This window comes from Neglectibacter sp. X4, assembly GCF_009917365.1.
In the GTDB taxonomy this organism is placed as follows: domain Bacteria; phylum Bacillota; class Clostridia; order Oscillospirales; family Acutalibacteraceae; genus Acutalibacter.
In genome coordinates, this window is record NZ_QWLE01000056.1 from 1 (window position 1) to 15,219 (window position 15,219).

12 protein-coding genes are annotated in these 15,219 nt (G+C 55.6%); 5 read left to right on the forward strand and 7 right to left on the reverse strand.

Annotation, left to right across the window (positions count from 1 at the left end; all coding sequences use genetic code 11):
- Positions 1-373: 373 nt before the first annotated feature.
- A complete protein-coding gene (locus tag D1841_RS14295; RefSeq protein ID WP_237076386.1) occupies positions 374-511 on the forward strand; it encodes a hypothetical protein in 138 nt (45 codons plus the stop codon).
- Positions 512-574: 63 nt separating this feature from the next.
- The gene (gene ychF / locus D1841_RS14300) at positions 575-1,669 is read left to right on the forward strand and encodes a redox-regulated ATPase YchF (protein WP_160644143.1); all 1,095 of its coding nucleotides are present in this window, start codon (positions 575-577) and stop codon (positions 1,667-1,669) included.
- A 170-nt stretch (positions 1,670-1,839) separates the two neighbouring features.
- On the opposite strand, the gene D1841_RS14305 is transcribed toward ychF, so the two are convergent.
- The 5 genes from D1841_RS14305 to eno form a co-directional block, all read right to left on the reverse strand.
- A complete protein-coding gene (locus D1841_RS14305; RefSeq protein ID WP_160644141.1) occupies positions 1,840-3,126 on the reverse strand; it encodes a 2-hydroxyacyl-CoA dehydratase in 1,287 nt (428 codons plus the stop codon).
- 489 nt (positions 3,127-3,615) lie between these two features.
- Complete coding sequence (locus tag D1841_RS14310) at positions 3,616-6,525, reverse strand: acyl-CoA dehydratase activase-related protein (RefSeq protein ID WP_160644139.1); 2,910 nt, start codon at positions 6,523-6,525, stop codon at positions 3,616-3,618.
- 334 nt (positions 6,526-6,859) lie between these two features.
- Entirely contained in the window at positions 6,860-8,263 is a 1,404-nt protein-coding gene (locus D1841_RS14315; protein WP_237076385.1) for an MATE family efflux transporter, read from the reverse strand.
- Positions 8,264-8,378: 115 nt separating this feature from the next.
- The gene (locus D1841_RS14320; RefSeq protein WP_160644135.1) at positions 8,379-9,206 is read right to left on the reverse strand and encodes a purine-nucleoside phosphorylase; all 828 of its coding nucleotides are present in this window, start codon (positions 9,204-9,206) and stop codon (positions 8,379-8,381) included.
- Positions 9,207-9,262: 56 nt separating this feature from the next.
- Positions 9,263-10,489, reverse strand: a complete 1,227-nt coding sequence (eno, locus tag D1841_RS14325) for a phosphopyruvate hydratase (protein WP_160644133.1) — start codon at positions 10,487-10,489, stop codon at positions 9,263-9,265.
- Between the two features lie 116 nt (positions 10,490-10,605).
- On the opposite strand from eno, the gene D1841_RS14330 reads away from it, so the two are divergent.
- Entirely contained in the window at positions 10,606-11,223 is a 618-nt protein-coding gene (locus D1841_RS14330; RefSeq protein WP_160644131.1) for an MBL fold metallo-hydrolase, read from the forward strand.
- Between the two features lie 171 nt (positions 11,224-11,394).
- Positions 11,395-12,924: a serine hydrolase gene (locus D1841_RS14335; RefSeq protein WP_160644129.1), complete on the forward strand. Its 1,530-nt coding sequence runs from the start codon at positions 11,395-11,397 to the stop codon at positions 12,922-12,924.
- A 49-nt stretch (positions 12,925-12,973) separates the two neighbouring features.
- Here the strand turns inward: D1841_RS14335 and hisF are convergent, their stop codons facing one another.
- The gene (hisF, locus tag D1841_RS14340; RefSeq protein ID WP_160644127.1) at positions 12,974-13,741 is read right to left on the reverse strand and encodes an imidazole glycerol phosphate synthase subunit HisF; all 768 of its coding nucleotides are present in this window, start codon (positions 13,739-13,741) and stop codon (positions 12,974-12,976) included.
- 6 nt (positions 13,742-13,747) lie between these two features.
- Entirely contained in the window at positions 13,748-14,380 is a 633-nt protein-coding gene (hisH, locus tag D1841_RS14345; RefSeq protein WP_160644126.1) for an imidazole glycerol phosphate synthase subunit HisH, read from the reverse strand.
- A 115-nt stretch (positions 14,381-14,495) separates the two neighbouring features.
- Here hisH and D1841_RS14350 point away from each other — a divergent pair, with 115 nt between their 5' ends.
- Entirely contained in the window at positions 14,496-14,933 is a 438-nt protein-coding gene (locus D1841_RS14350; RefSeq protein WP_160644124.1) for a hypothetical protein, read from the forward strand.
- Positions 14,934-15,219: the final 286 nt, after the last annotated feature.

A 15,219-nucleotide genomic window follows, 5' to 3' on the forward strand; every position in this document is an offset into this window, starting at 1 on the left:
CCTGTGTGGGATGTTCACCTGCCAGCCTGAAACAGATCTTTCTGTGCAATCCGTTTTCTGTTGGTTTTGTCTGCCTCCCACACCGTCTGTAAATAGAAAATTGTTTTAGACGCCTTTCTCAAAGTGTCTAAAACAATTATGACATCCGCCGTGCGCACCAAAATCTTCTGAAAATCTTGAAATGTGTCCAAGTCCTATGCTATAATTATATGTCGCGAAGGACTCTTTTTACACACGTCCAATGTGTTAGGAAAGGAGTTCAAAACATGGGCAAAAATCTAAAAGGCAAAGAATGTGGAAAAGGCATTTGCCAAAACGGTTCTGTATGCACGACCTGCGGCACACCTATACCACGTGAGCGGCTGAACGAGGTATGCCGCCCAAAGTGTTACAGCAGCTTCTGGGCCATGCCAGTATCAAAACAACCATGGATCGCTACGTCCATGTTACGGACGATTCACTGGTGAGTGCAGTACGGCAATTTGAAGCAAGCGCCATATCTCCACGATAAATTGGTGCGGAAACAAAAACAAGACGTCAAAAATCCAGTCATAGCAAGGAGTCGTGAACATATATGAAATTAGGCATCGTTGGCCTGCCCAATGTGGGCAAGAGCACACTGTTTAACGCTATCACCAACGCGGGGGCGCAGTCGGCAAACTACCCCTTCTGCACTATTGAGCCTAACGTGGGCGTGGTGGCAGTGCCGGACAAGCGGCTGGACAAGCTGGCAGAAATGTATGAGCCGGAAAAATTCACCCCTGCTACCATTGAGTTTGTAGACATAGCGGGCTTGGTCAAGGGCGCTTCCAAGGGGGAGGGCCTGGGCAATAAGTTCCTTTCCAACATCCGGGAAGTAGACGCGGTGGTGCATGTGGTGCGCTGCTTTGAAAATGACGATATCATCCATGTGGAGGGCAGCATTGATCCCCGGCGTGATATTGAAACCATTGATCTGGAACTGGTGCTTTCCGATATGGAGGTGCTGGACAGGCGCATTGACAAGACCAGGAAGCTTTTAAAAGCTGACAAGAAATATCAAGGAGAGCTGGATTTTTTCCTCCGGGTGCGGGAGGCCCTGGAGGAGGGGAAATCTGCCCGCAGCGTGGACTGCGACGAGGAGGAGCGGGAGTTGCTGTCCTCTGTTTCCCTGCTGACCAACAAACCTATCATTTTCGCCGCCAACATGAGCGAGTCGGATTTCCAGCAGGGAGTGGGGCAAAACACTCGCTTCCAGGCAGTGCGGGCGCTGGCGGAGCAGGAGCACGCCGCTGTGCTGCCTATCTGCGCGGAGATTGAAGCGGAAATTTCCGGGCTTTCCCTGGAGGAGAAGCTGCTGTTTTTAAGCGACATGGGATTGGAGGAATCGGGCCTTGACCGCCTCATCACCGCCTGCTATTCCCTTTTGGGGCTTATCTCCTATCTGACTGCCGGAAAGCCGGAGGTGCGGGCCTGGACTATCCAGAAAGGCACCCGGGCGCCCCAGGCGGCAGGGAAAATCCACACGGATTTTGAGCGGGGCTTTATCCGCGCAGAGGTTATCAGCTTTGATGATCTTATGGCCTGCGGCACCATGGCTGCCGCCAAAGAAAAGGGGCTGGTGCGCTCAGAGGGCAAGGAGTATGTGATGCAGGACGGAGACATTGTGCTGTTCCGGTTTAACGTATAGTGCAGGCGGATCCCCGCAAAGGGCGCTTTACTGTATGGCCTTTTTCCGTTCTGCCGGGAATGCATTATTTCTAAAAAGAAGCAGCGGGGAAATCTGAAGCCGCTTATACTGTGATACAATAAAAAAGGAAGCCGCCTGGAATGAACAGGCAGCTTCCTTTTTAGCTTTTCTTAGCCCTGAACCCCTACGGGGGCAGGAACGGCCCTTACAGGGGCCTCTTCATTTGCCACAGCCAGCATTAATTTAATACGGTTTTCCTGGTTCACCTTTGTGGCGCTGGGGTCATAGTCGATAGGCACAATATTGGCCCGGGGATAAATGCTTTTCACCTTGCGTATCATGCCCTTGCCCACAATGTGGTTGGGCAGGCAGCCAAAGGGCTGGGTACACACCACATTTTCATAGCCGTTTTCAATCAGCTCCATCATTTCAGCGGTGAGCAGCCATCCTTCCCCCATTTTGCAGCCAAAGCCGATTACCTGCCCCGCCAGCTTTTTCAGGTGGGAATAAGGCGAAGGGGCGGTAAACTGGGGATATTTCTTTACGGCGGCAATCAGGTCTGCCTCAAACTTGGTGAAATACCATTTCAGCAGGGTACACACCTGCTTTTTTGCGGCGCTGCCCCCATACAGGCGGATGTCCTCCAGGCGGTTGTCCACCTTGAAAATCATGAAGCCCACAATGCCGGGAGTCATCACCTCGCAGCCCTGCTGGAACAGGAATTCCTCCAGATCGTTATTGGCCAGGGGGGAATATTTCACATAGATTTCCCCCACTACGCCAACCTTGGTTTTCTGCCGCTGCTCCCGGGGGATCTCCGCAAAGGAGCGGGCGATCTCATCAAAATAGGCGTGAACCTCCCGCTGTGTAAAGGCCTTGTTCTGTTCAAAGAGCCTTGTCAGCTTTAAAATCCACTGCTGCACCAGTGCGTCGCTGGCCCCTGGCTCTGCTTCATAAGGCTTTGTCTGATTCTTTAAAAGCATCAGCAGATCCCCATAGGTAAGGGCCGCAATGCCCCGGCGCAGAAGGGGCAGGGTCACCTTAAAGCCGCTGTTAGACTCCAGCCCGGAGATGTTCAGGGAAATGACGGGGATAAAATCCAGGCCGTCCTTGTGCAGGGCCTTGCGCAATAAGTGAATATAGTTGGAGGCCCGGCACCCGCCGCCTGTCTGGGTCATAATGAGGGCCACCTTATGCAGATCGTATTTGCCGCTGTGCAGGGCGTGCATCAACTGCCCGATAGACAGCAGCGCCGGATAGCAGGTGTCATTGTGGACATACTTCAGCCCCTCGTCCACAATTTCCCGCCCGGTGGTGCGCAGCAGCTCTATTTTGTAACCAAAGCTCTCCAGCACATTTTTAATCAGCTCAAAATGGATGGGGGCCATGTTAGGCGTTAAAATGGTGTATTCCTTTTTCATCTCCCGGGTAAACTCCACCCGGCTGGCTGTCTCCATATGATTTCACTCCTTTTGCAGCGTGACGCTGCACCCAAGACGCGGGAACGCTCACTGCGTTCGCTAGTCAAGCAAAAGCTTCCGCCGCGGAATGAGATTCCGCGCTTACGCAGTCTCCCGCGCATAAACGTTTTCATTGGTTTTTATATTTAAACCTTTTGCAGCGTGACGCTGCACCCAGGACGTGGGAACGCTCACTGCGTTCGCTGGTCAAGCAAAAGCTTCCGCCGCGGAATGAGATTCCGCGCTTACGCAGTCTCCCGCGCATAAACGTTTTCATTGGTTTTTAGATCAACCCTTTTGCAGCGTGACGCTGCACCCAGGACGCGGGAACGCTCACTGCGTTCGCTAGTCAAGCAAAAGCTTCCGCTGCGGAATGAGATTCCGCGCTTACGCAGTCTCCCCCGTATAAACGTAAATATTGTCATTGAGTTTTGGCTCAAGCCTTTTTTAAAAGGCTTGCAGGGTGCGGGACAGCGTCCCGCGGCCTTATTCCCCCAGCCCCAGGGCGGCGAACAAACTGCGCAGGCGTATGCGCACGGCCCCCAGGTTGGTGATCTCATCAATCTTAATCTGGGTGTAGATGCGCCCGCCCTCTTCCAGGATGGCCCGCACCTCGTCTCCGGTGATGGCGTCTACGCCGCAGCCGAAAGACACAAGCTGCACAAGGTTTACGCGCTTGTCCTGGGAATCTACCACGTATCTGGCGGCGGCATACAGCCGGGCATGGTATGTCCACTGGTTTAAAACCCCGGTGCGGAACTTTTCCACCTCTCCGCTCACTGCGTCCTCTGTCACCACCACAGCGCCGCACTCGCAGATGAGCTTGTCTATGCCATGGTTTATCTCCGGATCCAGATGATAGGGCCTGCCGGAAAGGATGACCACCGGCAGGTTTTCCTCCTCCGCTTTCCGCAAAAATTCCTGGCCCTTTTCCCGTATGCGCTTCATGTACGACGCATATTCCCCGTAGGCAGCCTTTGCCGCCGCCTTAATCTCCCGCTCCGGAATTTTGGGGAAATACTTCGCCAGGATGGCCTGCATCTTTTTGGGGAAATCCTTGGGGCGGTGGATGCCCACATAATCGTATATAAACCTGGTTTTGGCGAGGGCTGTAACATTTGCATCCAGCACCTCGGGATAATAGGCCACCACAGGGCAGTTATAGTGGTTGTCGCCCTTGTGCTCGTTTACGTTGTAGCTCATGCAGGGGTAGAAAATGGCGTCTGGCTTCTGCTCCAAAAGGGCCTCCATGTGCCCGTGCAGCAGCTTTGCCGGATAGCATACCGTATCAGAAGGAATGGTGTGCTGGCCTTTGAAGTATAGCTGCCGGGTGGATTCAGGGCTTGCCTCCACCGTAAAGCCCAGCTTTGTAAAGAAGGTGTGCCAGAAGGGGAAAAGCTCGAACATATTCAGGCCCATAGGAATGCCGATGCGCCCCCGGCTGCCGGGAACAGGTTTATAGGAAGCCAGCAGCTCCTTTTTATACTCGTACAGATTATACCGGGCGGCAGGGTTTTCCCGTTTCAGGGGCTTGTCGCAGCGGTTGCCCGCTATGTATTTCTTGCCGTTTGCAAAGGTGTTAATGGTGAGGCGGCAGTGGTTCTGGCAGCCGTTGCAGGCGGCGGCCTTCACCTCGTGGGTGAATTTTTCCAGCTCCTCCGGCCCCAGGATGGCGCTTTCGCCTTTGCCCTCTTCCTGGGCATACAGCGCCGCGCCATATGCCCCCATCAGCCCGGAAACAGAGGGCCGGGTGACATACTGGCCAATCTCTTTCTCAAAGGCCCTGAGCACTGCGTCGTTTAAGAAGGTGCCGCCCTGCACCACAATGTGCCTGCCCAGGCTTTTGGCGTCTGTAACCCGGATAACCTTATAGAGGGCGTTTTTCACCACGCTGACAGAAAGCCCTGCCGAGATGTTCTCTATGCTGGCCCCGTCCTTCTGGGCCTGTTTCACAGAGGAATTCATAAATACCGTGCAGCGGGAGCCTAAATCCACAGGGTTTTCAGCAAAAAGCCCGCATTTTGCAAAGTCTGCCATCTCATAGCCCAAGGCCCCGGCAAAGGTTTGCAGGAAGGATCCGCAGCCGGAGGAACAGGCTTCGTTTAAGAAAATGTTGTCAATGGCTCCGTTTTTAATCTTAAAGCATTTGATGTCCTGGCCGCCGATGTCGATGATGAAGTCAACCTCCGGCTCAAACTTCCGGGCGGCTGTAAAGTGGGCGATGGTTTCCACCACACCCAGATCCAGGGAAAAGGCATTTTTGATAATCTCCTCCCCATAGCCAGTGGAGGCTGCCGCCTTGATTTTGATATGGGGGAACTTCCTGTATAAATCCAGCAGGAACTCCTTTACCAAAGGCACAGGGTTGCCGGAATTGGGCAGGTAGCGGGAGAAGATAATCTCCTGCTGCTGGTTTATGGCTACAGCTTTTACGGTGGTGGAGCCTGCGTCTATGCCCACAAAGGCTGTGCCGTCTTCCGGCAGGGAGGCGTCTGTCTCCACCCTGTCCTTTTCATGGCGGCTGGCAAACTCGTTATACTCCTCCTGGTCGTGAAACAGGGCCATGCCGCTTTGATAATGGCGGCTGGAGCTGTAATGGCTGATTTTTTCCGTAATTTCCGCAAGGTTAAATTCCGCTGTCTGGGAGGACAGGGCCGCTCCTGCCGCCACATAGTACAGGGAGTTTTCCGGACACACGCCCTCCACCCCCAGGATGCTGTCGAAAGCCTGGCGCAAGCGGGAAAAAAAGGTCAGCGGCCCGCCCAGGTACACCACCCGGCCTTCAATCTCCCGGCCCTGGGCCAGGCCCGCAATGGTCTGGTTTACCACCGCGTTTAAAATGCTTTGGGCAATGTCATCCTTTTGCGCCCCTTGGTTTAACAGGGCCTGTATATCAGATTTTGCGAACACCCCGCAGCGGGAGGCAATGCTGTAGGTTCTGGCGCTTCTCTCCGCCGCTTCGTTTAACTCCCCGGGGGTCATGCTCAAAAGGGTTGCCATCTGGTCGATGAAAGCCCCGGTGCCTCCGGCGCAGGAGCCGTTCATGCGCACCTCCATGGAGCCGGAGAGGAACAGGATTTTCGCGTCCTCGCCTCCCAGCTCAATCACCACATCCGCCCCCGGCAGGTATTTCTTCACCGCCGTCCGGGTGGCATACACCTCCTGGACAAAGGGAATGCCTAAATCTTCTGAAAGCCCCATGCCCGCAGAGCCTGAAATGCACAGCTCTGCCCTTCTTGCCTGGGGAAAACGCTCCTGTATGCGCTGGAGCATTCCGGAAGCCTTTTCCGGAATTTGGGAAAAATGCCGTTCATATTCCTGAAAGGCCGGCATGCCGTCATCCCCGTATACCAGGCATTTCAGGGTGGTAGATCCTACGTCCAATCCGATTTTCATACATCTCGCCTCGCGATACGGGCGCGCCCGGTATCGGCCCTTTCCTTGTTGTATCCGGGGCCGCGCCCCTCTCTGAAATAAACCAATTTACCTCTAAGTATAGCATTTTCCAACGGGAAAATCAATATTCCGCGCCCAGACAATCCTTACCAAAAGATACTTTTCTCTTTGGAATTTTATGTGCCAAAAAAATTTCAGTGAGGCTGCGCCCTGATGCAATTATACACGTTATATACCTCGTGTGTCAAGGTATATAACAAAGCGAAGCATAGAGACAGAATGAAAAAAGCCACCTGCCGGAATATTCCGGCAAAGGGCTTTCTGGTGGCTGGACTCATTCTGCCGCCCGGGCTGTGGCCCGCTTTTTCACAAAGAGGAAGGCGGCAAACTGTATCAGGCCTGTTACAAGCCAGCTAATGGGATAGGACAGGAACAGCATTTGCCAGGTGGGGTTCAGGGGGAAGATGGTGTACACCCAAGCCACCCGCAGCACGCAGGTGCCAAACACTGTGATAAGCATGGGGGTGACAGAGGATCCAAGGCCCCGGAGCACACCTGTGAAAACCCCCATGGCCCCACAGATAAAGTGGGGCAGGGCCACCATAAACATGCGCTGGGTGCCGTATTCAACCACCTGGGGATCTGTGGAATAGATGCCCAGCAGGGGCTTTGAGAGCAGGTAGACCGTCCCGCCCAGCACAATGCCCACAGAGGACACCAGCAAAATGCAGTCCAAGAGCACCTTGTTAATGCGGGAAAACTTTTTGGCGCCATAGTTCTGCCCGGTAAAACTCAGGGCTGCCTGGGCAAAAGCGTCCTCGGCAGTGAACACAAAGCCTTCGATGTTCCCTGCCGCTGTGCCTCCAGCCATGGCAATGGATCCAAAGGAGTTTACAGTAGACTGGATAACCACATTGGACAAGGAGAACATGGCCCCCTGTATCCCGGCAGGCACCCCGATTTTCGTCATTTGCAGAAGCTTGCCCTTGTGGATGCGCAGGGCCTTGAGATCCAACTGGTAAGGCGCGTTGCTGCGGATGAGGCACAGGATTACCAGCACAGCGGAAATGCATTGGGACACCACTGTGGCTACGGCCACGCCTGCCACGCCCATGTGCAGGGCGATGACACAGAACAGATTAAGGATAACGTTTATCACGCCGGAAATCAGCAGGAAGTACAGGGGGCGCTGGGTGTCCCCCACAGCCCGGAGGATGGCGGCGCCGAAGTTATACAGCATCATGGCAGGCATACCCGCGAACACGATGCGCATGTACAGCACCGACTGGTCGATAACGTCTGCCGGGGTGCCCATAAGGGTGAGCAGGGGTCTGGAAAGCCCCGCCCCGACAAACACCAGCAACACGCCGCACACTAAGGCTGTAAGGATGGCGGTATGTACAGTCTCTTTCAAATCACGGAAGCTCTGCCCTCCGTAAAACCGGGCCACCAGCACATTCACCCCTACGGAAAGGCCCATAAAGAGGTTTACAATCAGCATGTTCAGCGCCCCGGTGGAGCCTACCGCCGCCAGGGCCTGGCTGCCTGCAAAGCGCCCCGCCACCACAATGTCGGCAGCATTGAACAGGAGCTGCAAAATCCCTGCCAGGGCCAGGGGGATGGCAAACCGGACGATTTTCCCAAGCAGAGGCCCGTTTGTCATGTCAATTTCATAGGAACCCCGCCTGCCTTTAAACGGAAGCTTCATAAACTCCATTCCCTCTTTCTTTTCAGTCATATAAAATTCATTATAGCAGAATCCCGGCCCAAGTACAAACCTTATTTTAAAAATTCACATTCCCAATGGCAGCAAAAAAGCAGGGGAAAGGCGAACCTTTCCCCTGCCCTGCGGCTTATTCTTCCAACCCCTCCAGCAGCTCCCACAGAAGCCCCTGGAAGTCTCCGGACACCCGGGCCGCAATCTCCTGCACTTCTTCATGGGACAGGGCTTTGCCCCCCAGGCCTGCTGCCAGGTTTGTCACGCAGCTAATGCCGCAGACCTCCAGGCCCATGTGCCGGGCCGCCATGGCCTCGCAGGCGGTGCTCATGCCCACAGCCCCGGCCCCCAGGGCCTTAAACATACGGATTTCCGCCGGGGTTTCATAGTTCGGCCCGGTACACTGGACGTAAACCCCTTCCTGCAAAGCAATCCCTTTCGCCTTTGCCGCCTTGCGGGCCAGCTCTTGCAGGCGCTTGGAATACACCTCCGTCATGTCCGGGAACCGGGGGCCCAGGGCATCTTCATTTGGCCCGATAAGGGGGGAGGGCACAAAGGTGGTGATATGATCCGTCAATAACATCAGGCTGCCGGAAGCCAGTTCCGGGCTGATGCCCCCGGCGGCGTTTGTCAGGAACAGCTCCTTAGCCCCCAGCCTGCCCAGCACCCGGATGGGCAGCACCACGTCCTCCATGGAATAGCCCTCATAGTAGTGTACCCGGCCCTGCATCACAGCCACCGGGGTTTTCCCTACATAGCCGAAAAGGAACCGGCCTGCGTGTCCCGGCACTGTGGACACCGGGAAGCCTGGAATGTTCCTGTAGCTTACCTGTGCCGAAACCTGTATCCTGTCTGCGAAGCCTCCCAGGCCGGAACCGAGCACCAGCGCGGCCTGGGGCACAAAATCTGTTTTCTCCCGGACAGCCTGCACGCATTGCTCTATCCTGTCCAATACCTTACCCATGGCGTATCCTCCTCTGCCAAATTCTACCACCATCATAAGGCATTTTAGGGGGATTGTCAACATTCTTCTATGCGCAGCAGGCGGTTATACTTTGCCACCCGCTCTGTGCGGCAGGGCGCCCCGGTTTTTATCTGCCCCGCGTTTACCGCCACCGCCAAGTCCGCGATAAAGGTGTCCTCCGTTTCCCCGGAGCGGTGGGAGATAATGGTCTTGTACCCGCTTCGCTTGGCAAGGTCGATGGCTTCCAGGGTTTCTGTCAGGGTGCCTATCTGGTTGGGTTTGATGAGGATGGCGTTTGCCGCCCCCTGATCGATTCCCTGCTGCAGGCGCTCCAGGTTGGTGACAAAGAGATCGTCCCCCACAAGCTGCACCCGGTTCCCCAGCCGGGCCGTCATCTCTGCCCAGCCGGAAAAGTCCTCCTCTCCCAGGGGATCCTCAATGGACACAATGGGATACTTATCTAAAAGCCCCTCCCAATAGCTGATTAAGTCCTCTGTCACATAGGTTTTGCCCCGCTTGGGCAGGCGGTACGCGCCCTCCTGCGCCCATTCGCTGCCTGCCGCGTCCAGGGCCAGGGTAACTTTCCCGCCATACCCCGCCTTCTCCACTGCAGCCAGGATTTCCTCAATGGCCTCTTCGTCGGAGCTTAAGTCCGGGGCAAAGCCGCCCTCGTCCCCCACCCCGGTGGACAGCCCTTTTTTCCGAAGCTGGGCGCCCAGGGTGTGGTATATCTCGGCACACCACCGCAGGCCCTCCCGGAAATTTTCCGCCTGGGCGGGGATGATCATAAACTCCTGGATGTCGATATTGTTGGCGGCATGGGCTCCACCGTTTAAAATATTCATCATGGGCACTGGCAGGCGGGAAGCTGCCGCTCCTCCTAAAAACCTGTACAGGGGCATCCGGTAGTGGGCCGCCATGGCCCGGGCGCAGGCCAGAGACACCGCCAGGGTGGCGTTTGCCCCCAGATGGGCCTTGTTAGGGGTTCCGTCCAGTTTTTTCAGGATATCGTCCACCTGGCGGACGGTAAGGCTGTGGGCCTTTTCCAGGGCCGGGGAGATGATTTCGTTGATATTGCGCACAGCCTTTAAAACACCCTTGCCCCCATAGCGGCGCTGATCCCCATCCCGCAGCTCCACTGCCTCAAACTTGCCTGTGGAAGCCCCGGAGGGGGCTGCCGCCGTGCCCACAGTGCCGTCTGTAAGCTGCACTGTGGCGCTGACTGTGGGGTTCCCCCGGGAATCTAAAATCTCGCTGCCCATAACCTTCTGAATCCGTACCATAGCTTTTCCGCCTTTCCAAAAATACTTTTTCCATGTCTAGTATTAGGAATTGCAGGCCGTTTTAATCTGTGCTATACTAAATTTAAAAGAAGTTTCCTATCGGAAGGAGGCGCGCCATGCCCACACAAGTGGTGCCCCTGCCTGCAAGCGGGGGCCATGCCTACCTGCTGCGGGGAGAGGGCGGCAGCGTTTTGGTGGACACCGGGACCCAGAAGCTTGCCGAGCACACCCTGGCTGCCTGCCATCACATGGGCCTAAAGCTGATTCTGCTGACCCATGGCCATTTCGACCATTGCCAGAATGCTGCCTATTTCGCAAAAGAGCTGCACTGCCCTGTTGCCATCAGCCCCCTGGACGCGCCCCTGCTGAAAGGGGAGAAGCGCACAGTGTCGGGGGAGGGCCTGTGGGGAAAGGCTTTTGCCTGGGCCTCTAACCGGAATATCCAAAAGCAGCCCCTCCCAGAAGCGGTTCCCACGGTGTTTTTAGAGGACGGCATGTCCCTTGCGCCTTACGGTATTGACGGGAAGGTGGTGGCCCTGCCGGGGCATACCGCCGGCTCTATGGGCGTGTTTTTGGATAACCGGGAACTGCTGGCAGGAGACGCTATGTCCGGCCTTTGGGGGCCTGGCCCGGCCTGGTGCTGGGAGGACAAGGCCCTGATGGAAGCGAGCCTGGAAAAAATCCGGGGCCTGCGGGCAAAACGCATTTATACCGGGCACAGCCTGCGGGTGTGAGGCAGCCTCCCGCCCGCAAACCAGCGGTTTCTGGGAAACCGCTGCGGCGGGTTCCGCCGGAGGGGCCTGGAAGGCCCCCGTTTGCGGGCGGGGGAAGATGCTGCCTTCCGGCTTGCTTGTCGTTTTATTAGGGGAATAGATTTTATTATTTTTCAGAAAGGTTGTGTTTGTATGAGTTTGCAGCACGTCACACCCGAAAGCGTGGGTATCCCCTCCGGAGCCGTCACCGCCATGCTGGAGGAGCTTTATGCCCAGGGCATTGAAATGCACAGCTTTATGCTGCTGCGCCACGGGAAGGTCTGCGCAGAGGGCGCCTGGAAGCCCTATGCTATGGATGAGCCTCACATCATGTTCTCCTTCAGCAAAAGCCTGACCTCCACTGCCATCGGCTTTGCCGTCCAGGAGGGCATCCTCTCCCTGGATGACAGGCTGGTGGAGCTGTTCCCAGACAAAATTCCGGAAAACCCCAGCGAAAACCTGCAAAAATGCTGTGTGAAGCATCTTTTGATGATGGGCTGCGGCCATGAGACAGAGATAGCCTGGGGGCCGAATCAGGAAAATGACTGGATAGCGGATTTCCTCTCCCACCCCTTTGTGTACGAGCCAGGCACCCATTTCCTCTATAATACAGCAGGCACCAACATGCTCTGTGCCATCCTGCAGAAAAAAACGGGCCTGTCTCTGACAGAGTTCTTAAAGCCCCGGCTGTTTGGGCCTTTGGGCATGACAGATATCCAGTGCCACACCCTCCCCAATGGCGTTTCCATGGGCGGGGCTGGGTGTTACCTCACCATAGAGGACATGGCCCGGTTCGTGCAGTTTGTGGCGAACAGGGGCCAGTGGGACGGAAAACAGCTTTTAAATGAGGGCTGGTTTGGCCTGGCCACAACAAAGCAGATTGACAATGCCGGGGCCGGCTGGGGCGGCGACCCGGACTGGCAGGCGGGCTACTGCTTCCAGTTCTGGCGGTGCGCGCCGGAGGGCGTGTTCCGGGGCGACGGGGCTTTTGGGCAGTATGGCGTGGTGATGACAAAGCAGGATGCAGTGCTGGTTATCCAGTCTGCTTCCATGAAGCTGCAGGCGGTGCTCACTGCTGTGTGGGAGAAACTTCTTCCCCAGATGGCAGAAGGCGTGCTGCCTGAGGATCCCAAGAGCCTGCATGTTTTGCAGAACCGTCTGAAAAACATGGAGCTGAACCCCATGCTGGGTATGCGCAGCCCTGGGGCAGAGGAGTCCCTCAGTGGCGCGGTGTACGTCCCTGACAAGCCTGTACCCGGCTTTGCGGACATCCTGGGCGGGGTGGGCCGTTTTGTGCCGGAAGGGAGCGCTTTGCAGACCCTTTCCTTCCACTTTGGCCCTGCGGGCCTGCGTCTTATAGCCCAGCAGGACAACGGTGAGTTCGCCTTAGACGTGGGGATGCAGGGGCATTTTGCCCAGAACCGGGTAAACGGCGTGCTCTATGGCGGAAACGGCCGCTGGCGTGCCAAAGACAAGCTGGAAATGGAGCTGCGCAACACCCGGACTGTGGCTGGCAAGCGGTTTGTGCTCCAGTTTGCCGGAGACAAGCTGTATATTACGGCAGACTCCACTATCCCCGAAATCGGCGGCCTGGGCGAGCCTTTGATGGAAACTATTTCCTTCACCCTGCAGGAGGGCGAGGTGAGCACCAAGACAAAAATGTACTGGGAGGTAAACGGGTAATCTCTTGTTGAAAAGGAAAAGAGAGGGCTGTGATGCCCTCTCTTTTTTTCTATCCCCCCGCCGGCCGCACAGGCACGCCCCGGCCTGCCAGATACCGCTTTACCTCCGGTATGGTCATTTCCTTGTAGTGGAACAGGGAGGCCGCCAGCACCGCGTCTGCCTGGGCCGCTACAAAGGCATCGTAAAAGTGCTCCATGGCCCCCGCGCCGCCGGAGGCTATCACCGGGATAGAAACCGCCTGGGATACAGCCCGGGTCAGTTCTAAGTCATATCCGGTTTTCACCCCGTCCTGATCCATACTGGTCAGCAGGATTTCCCCGGCCCCCAGGGCCTGTATCTTTGCGGCCCACTCCACAGCGTCCACGCCTGTGTCCACCCGGCCCCCGTTTAAATACAGCGTCCAGCCGCCATGGGGCCTGCGCTTGGCATCCATAGCCACTACCACGCACTGGCTGCCGAATTTCTTTGCTGCCTGGGTGATAAGCCCCGGGTTCTTCAGCGCCGCTGAATTCACCGCTACCTTATCGGCTCCGGCCCGCAAAATGGCAGTAAAATCCTCCACTGTGCGGATGCCGCCCCCCACAGTAAAGGGAATAAACACGCTGTCCGCTACCTTTGACACCACGTCCGCCATAATGTTCCGGGCATCGGAGGAGGCCGTGATGTCTAAAAGCACCAGTTCGTCCGCACCCTGCCTGTCATAGGCGATGGCACATTCCACCGGATCTCCCGCGTCCCGGATATTCACAAAGCCAGTGCCTTTTACCACCCGCCCATCTTTTACGTCCAGGCAGGGTATAATCCGCTTGGCATACATATAGCCTTACCCCCTTTGATTTTTAACCTCCTGCTCCGCCCTGCCGCAAAAGCTGCGCAGCATTTGCAGCCCAGCCTCGCCGCTCTTTTCCGGGTGAAACTGGCAGGCCCATAGATTCCCCTTCTCCACAGCGGCGTGGATGGACACGCCGTATCCCGCTGTGGCGGTAACCACATCCTCCTCTGCCTGTAAGTAGTAGGAATGGACGAAATACACAAAAGGCTCCGCCCTCTGGCCTGCAAACAGCCCACCGGGCCTTCGGATATCCAGGCTGTTCCAGCCAATGTGGGGGATTTTTAAGCCCGGTCCCTCCGGCAGGCGCACAATCTTCCCCTTAAGAACCCCCAGCCCCGGCACCCCGGGGGATTCCTCGCTGCTTTCAAAGAGAACCTGCAGGCCCAGACAGATGCCCAAAAAGGGCCTGCCGCTCTGAATGTATGCTTTAATAGGCTCCTCCAGTCCCTGGGCGCGAAGATTTTCCATGGTGTCTCCAAAAGCCCCCACGCCGGGGAGGATGGCGGCTTTGGCAGCTAGAAGCACAGCGGGGTCAGATGTAGTCTGGCAGTCACAGCCGATATACCGCAGGGCCTTTTCCACGCTTTGCAGGTTCCCCGCGCCGTAGTCGATGATGGCGATCATAAACTTCACCTCTCTGCTTTGGTAAAGGGATTATACCATTTTTCCTGGCGTTTGGCAAGCGGGCTTTACTTCGGGACAGGGGTGTGGTAAAATTTTCTACAAAGGAGGTGCTTCCATGAAAAATACTGTGAAAGAAGACTGGAAACGGCGGATTTACGTAGCTTTTACTCTTCTCCTTGCTATGCTGGTAATCATGGCCCTGTGGCGTTATGGACGCTCTTTTGCCAAGGTTTTGCAGATTGGCAGTGAAGATGTGGGTCGTATCGTAGTAGTCCGCAGGGGCACTTCGGATTTGGAAATCACTGACCGGGAAACGATCGACACGCTCATGTCCATCATCAACCATTTCCGCTATCAGGCATATTATGACCGCAGCAACATATCCGGATGCCTTAGCGAACGCTACATGACGCTATACAGCCAGGAAGGCCAGGAACTTTCCCGCCTAACCTTTTCTGACGAGAGTGTTATGATCTATTCAAATGATATTTATTTGAGCAGCACTCCCTATTTTGAACCCCTTTGCCGGGAACTTCACTTAAAAACAGTCTAAAACAAAAAAGCGCGGCCTCCAAGGGACACTTCACATAAGGAAGTGTCCCTTGCTGCGTTTATAAGTATTTGCAATGACGGTTGGATATGATGAATTTGTAGGAAAACAAATATATTAGTGGAGGACAACTACAACGAAATCATTGTTCGAACAATTCGACGGTACATACCATAATGAAATTGATTATTTAATTCCAAATCTTACACTTCCTAGATAGTGTCTACACGAATTAAGTACGGATAGCAGCCCAAATAGCGATACAACGGACGTGTACCGCGGCGATAAA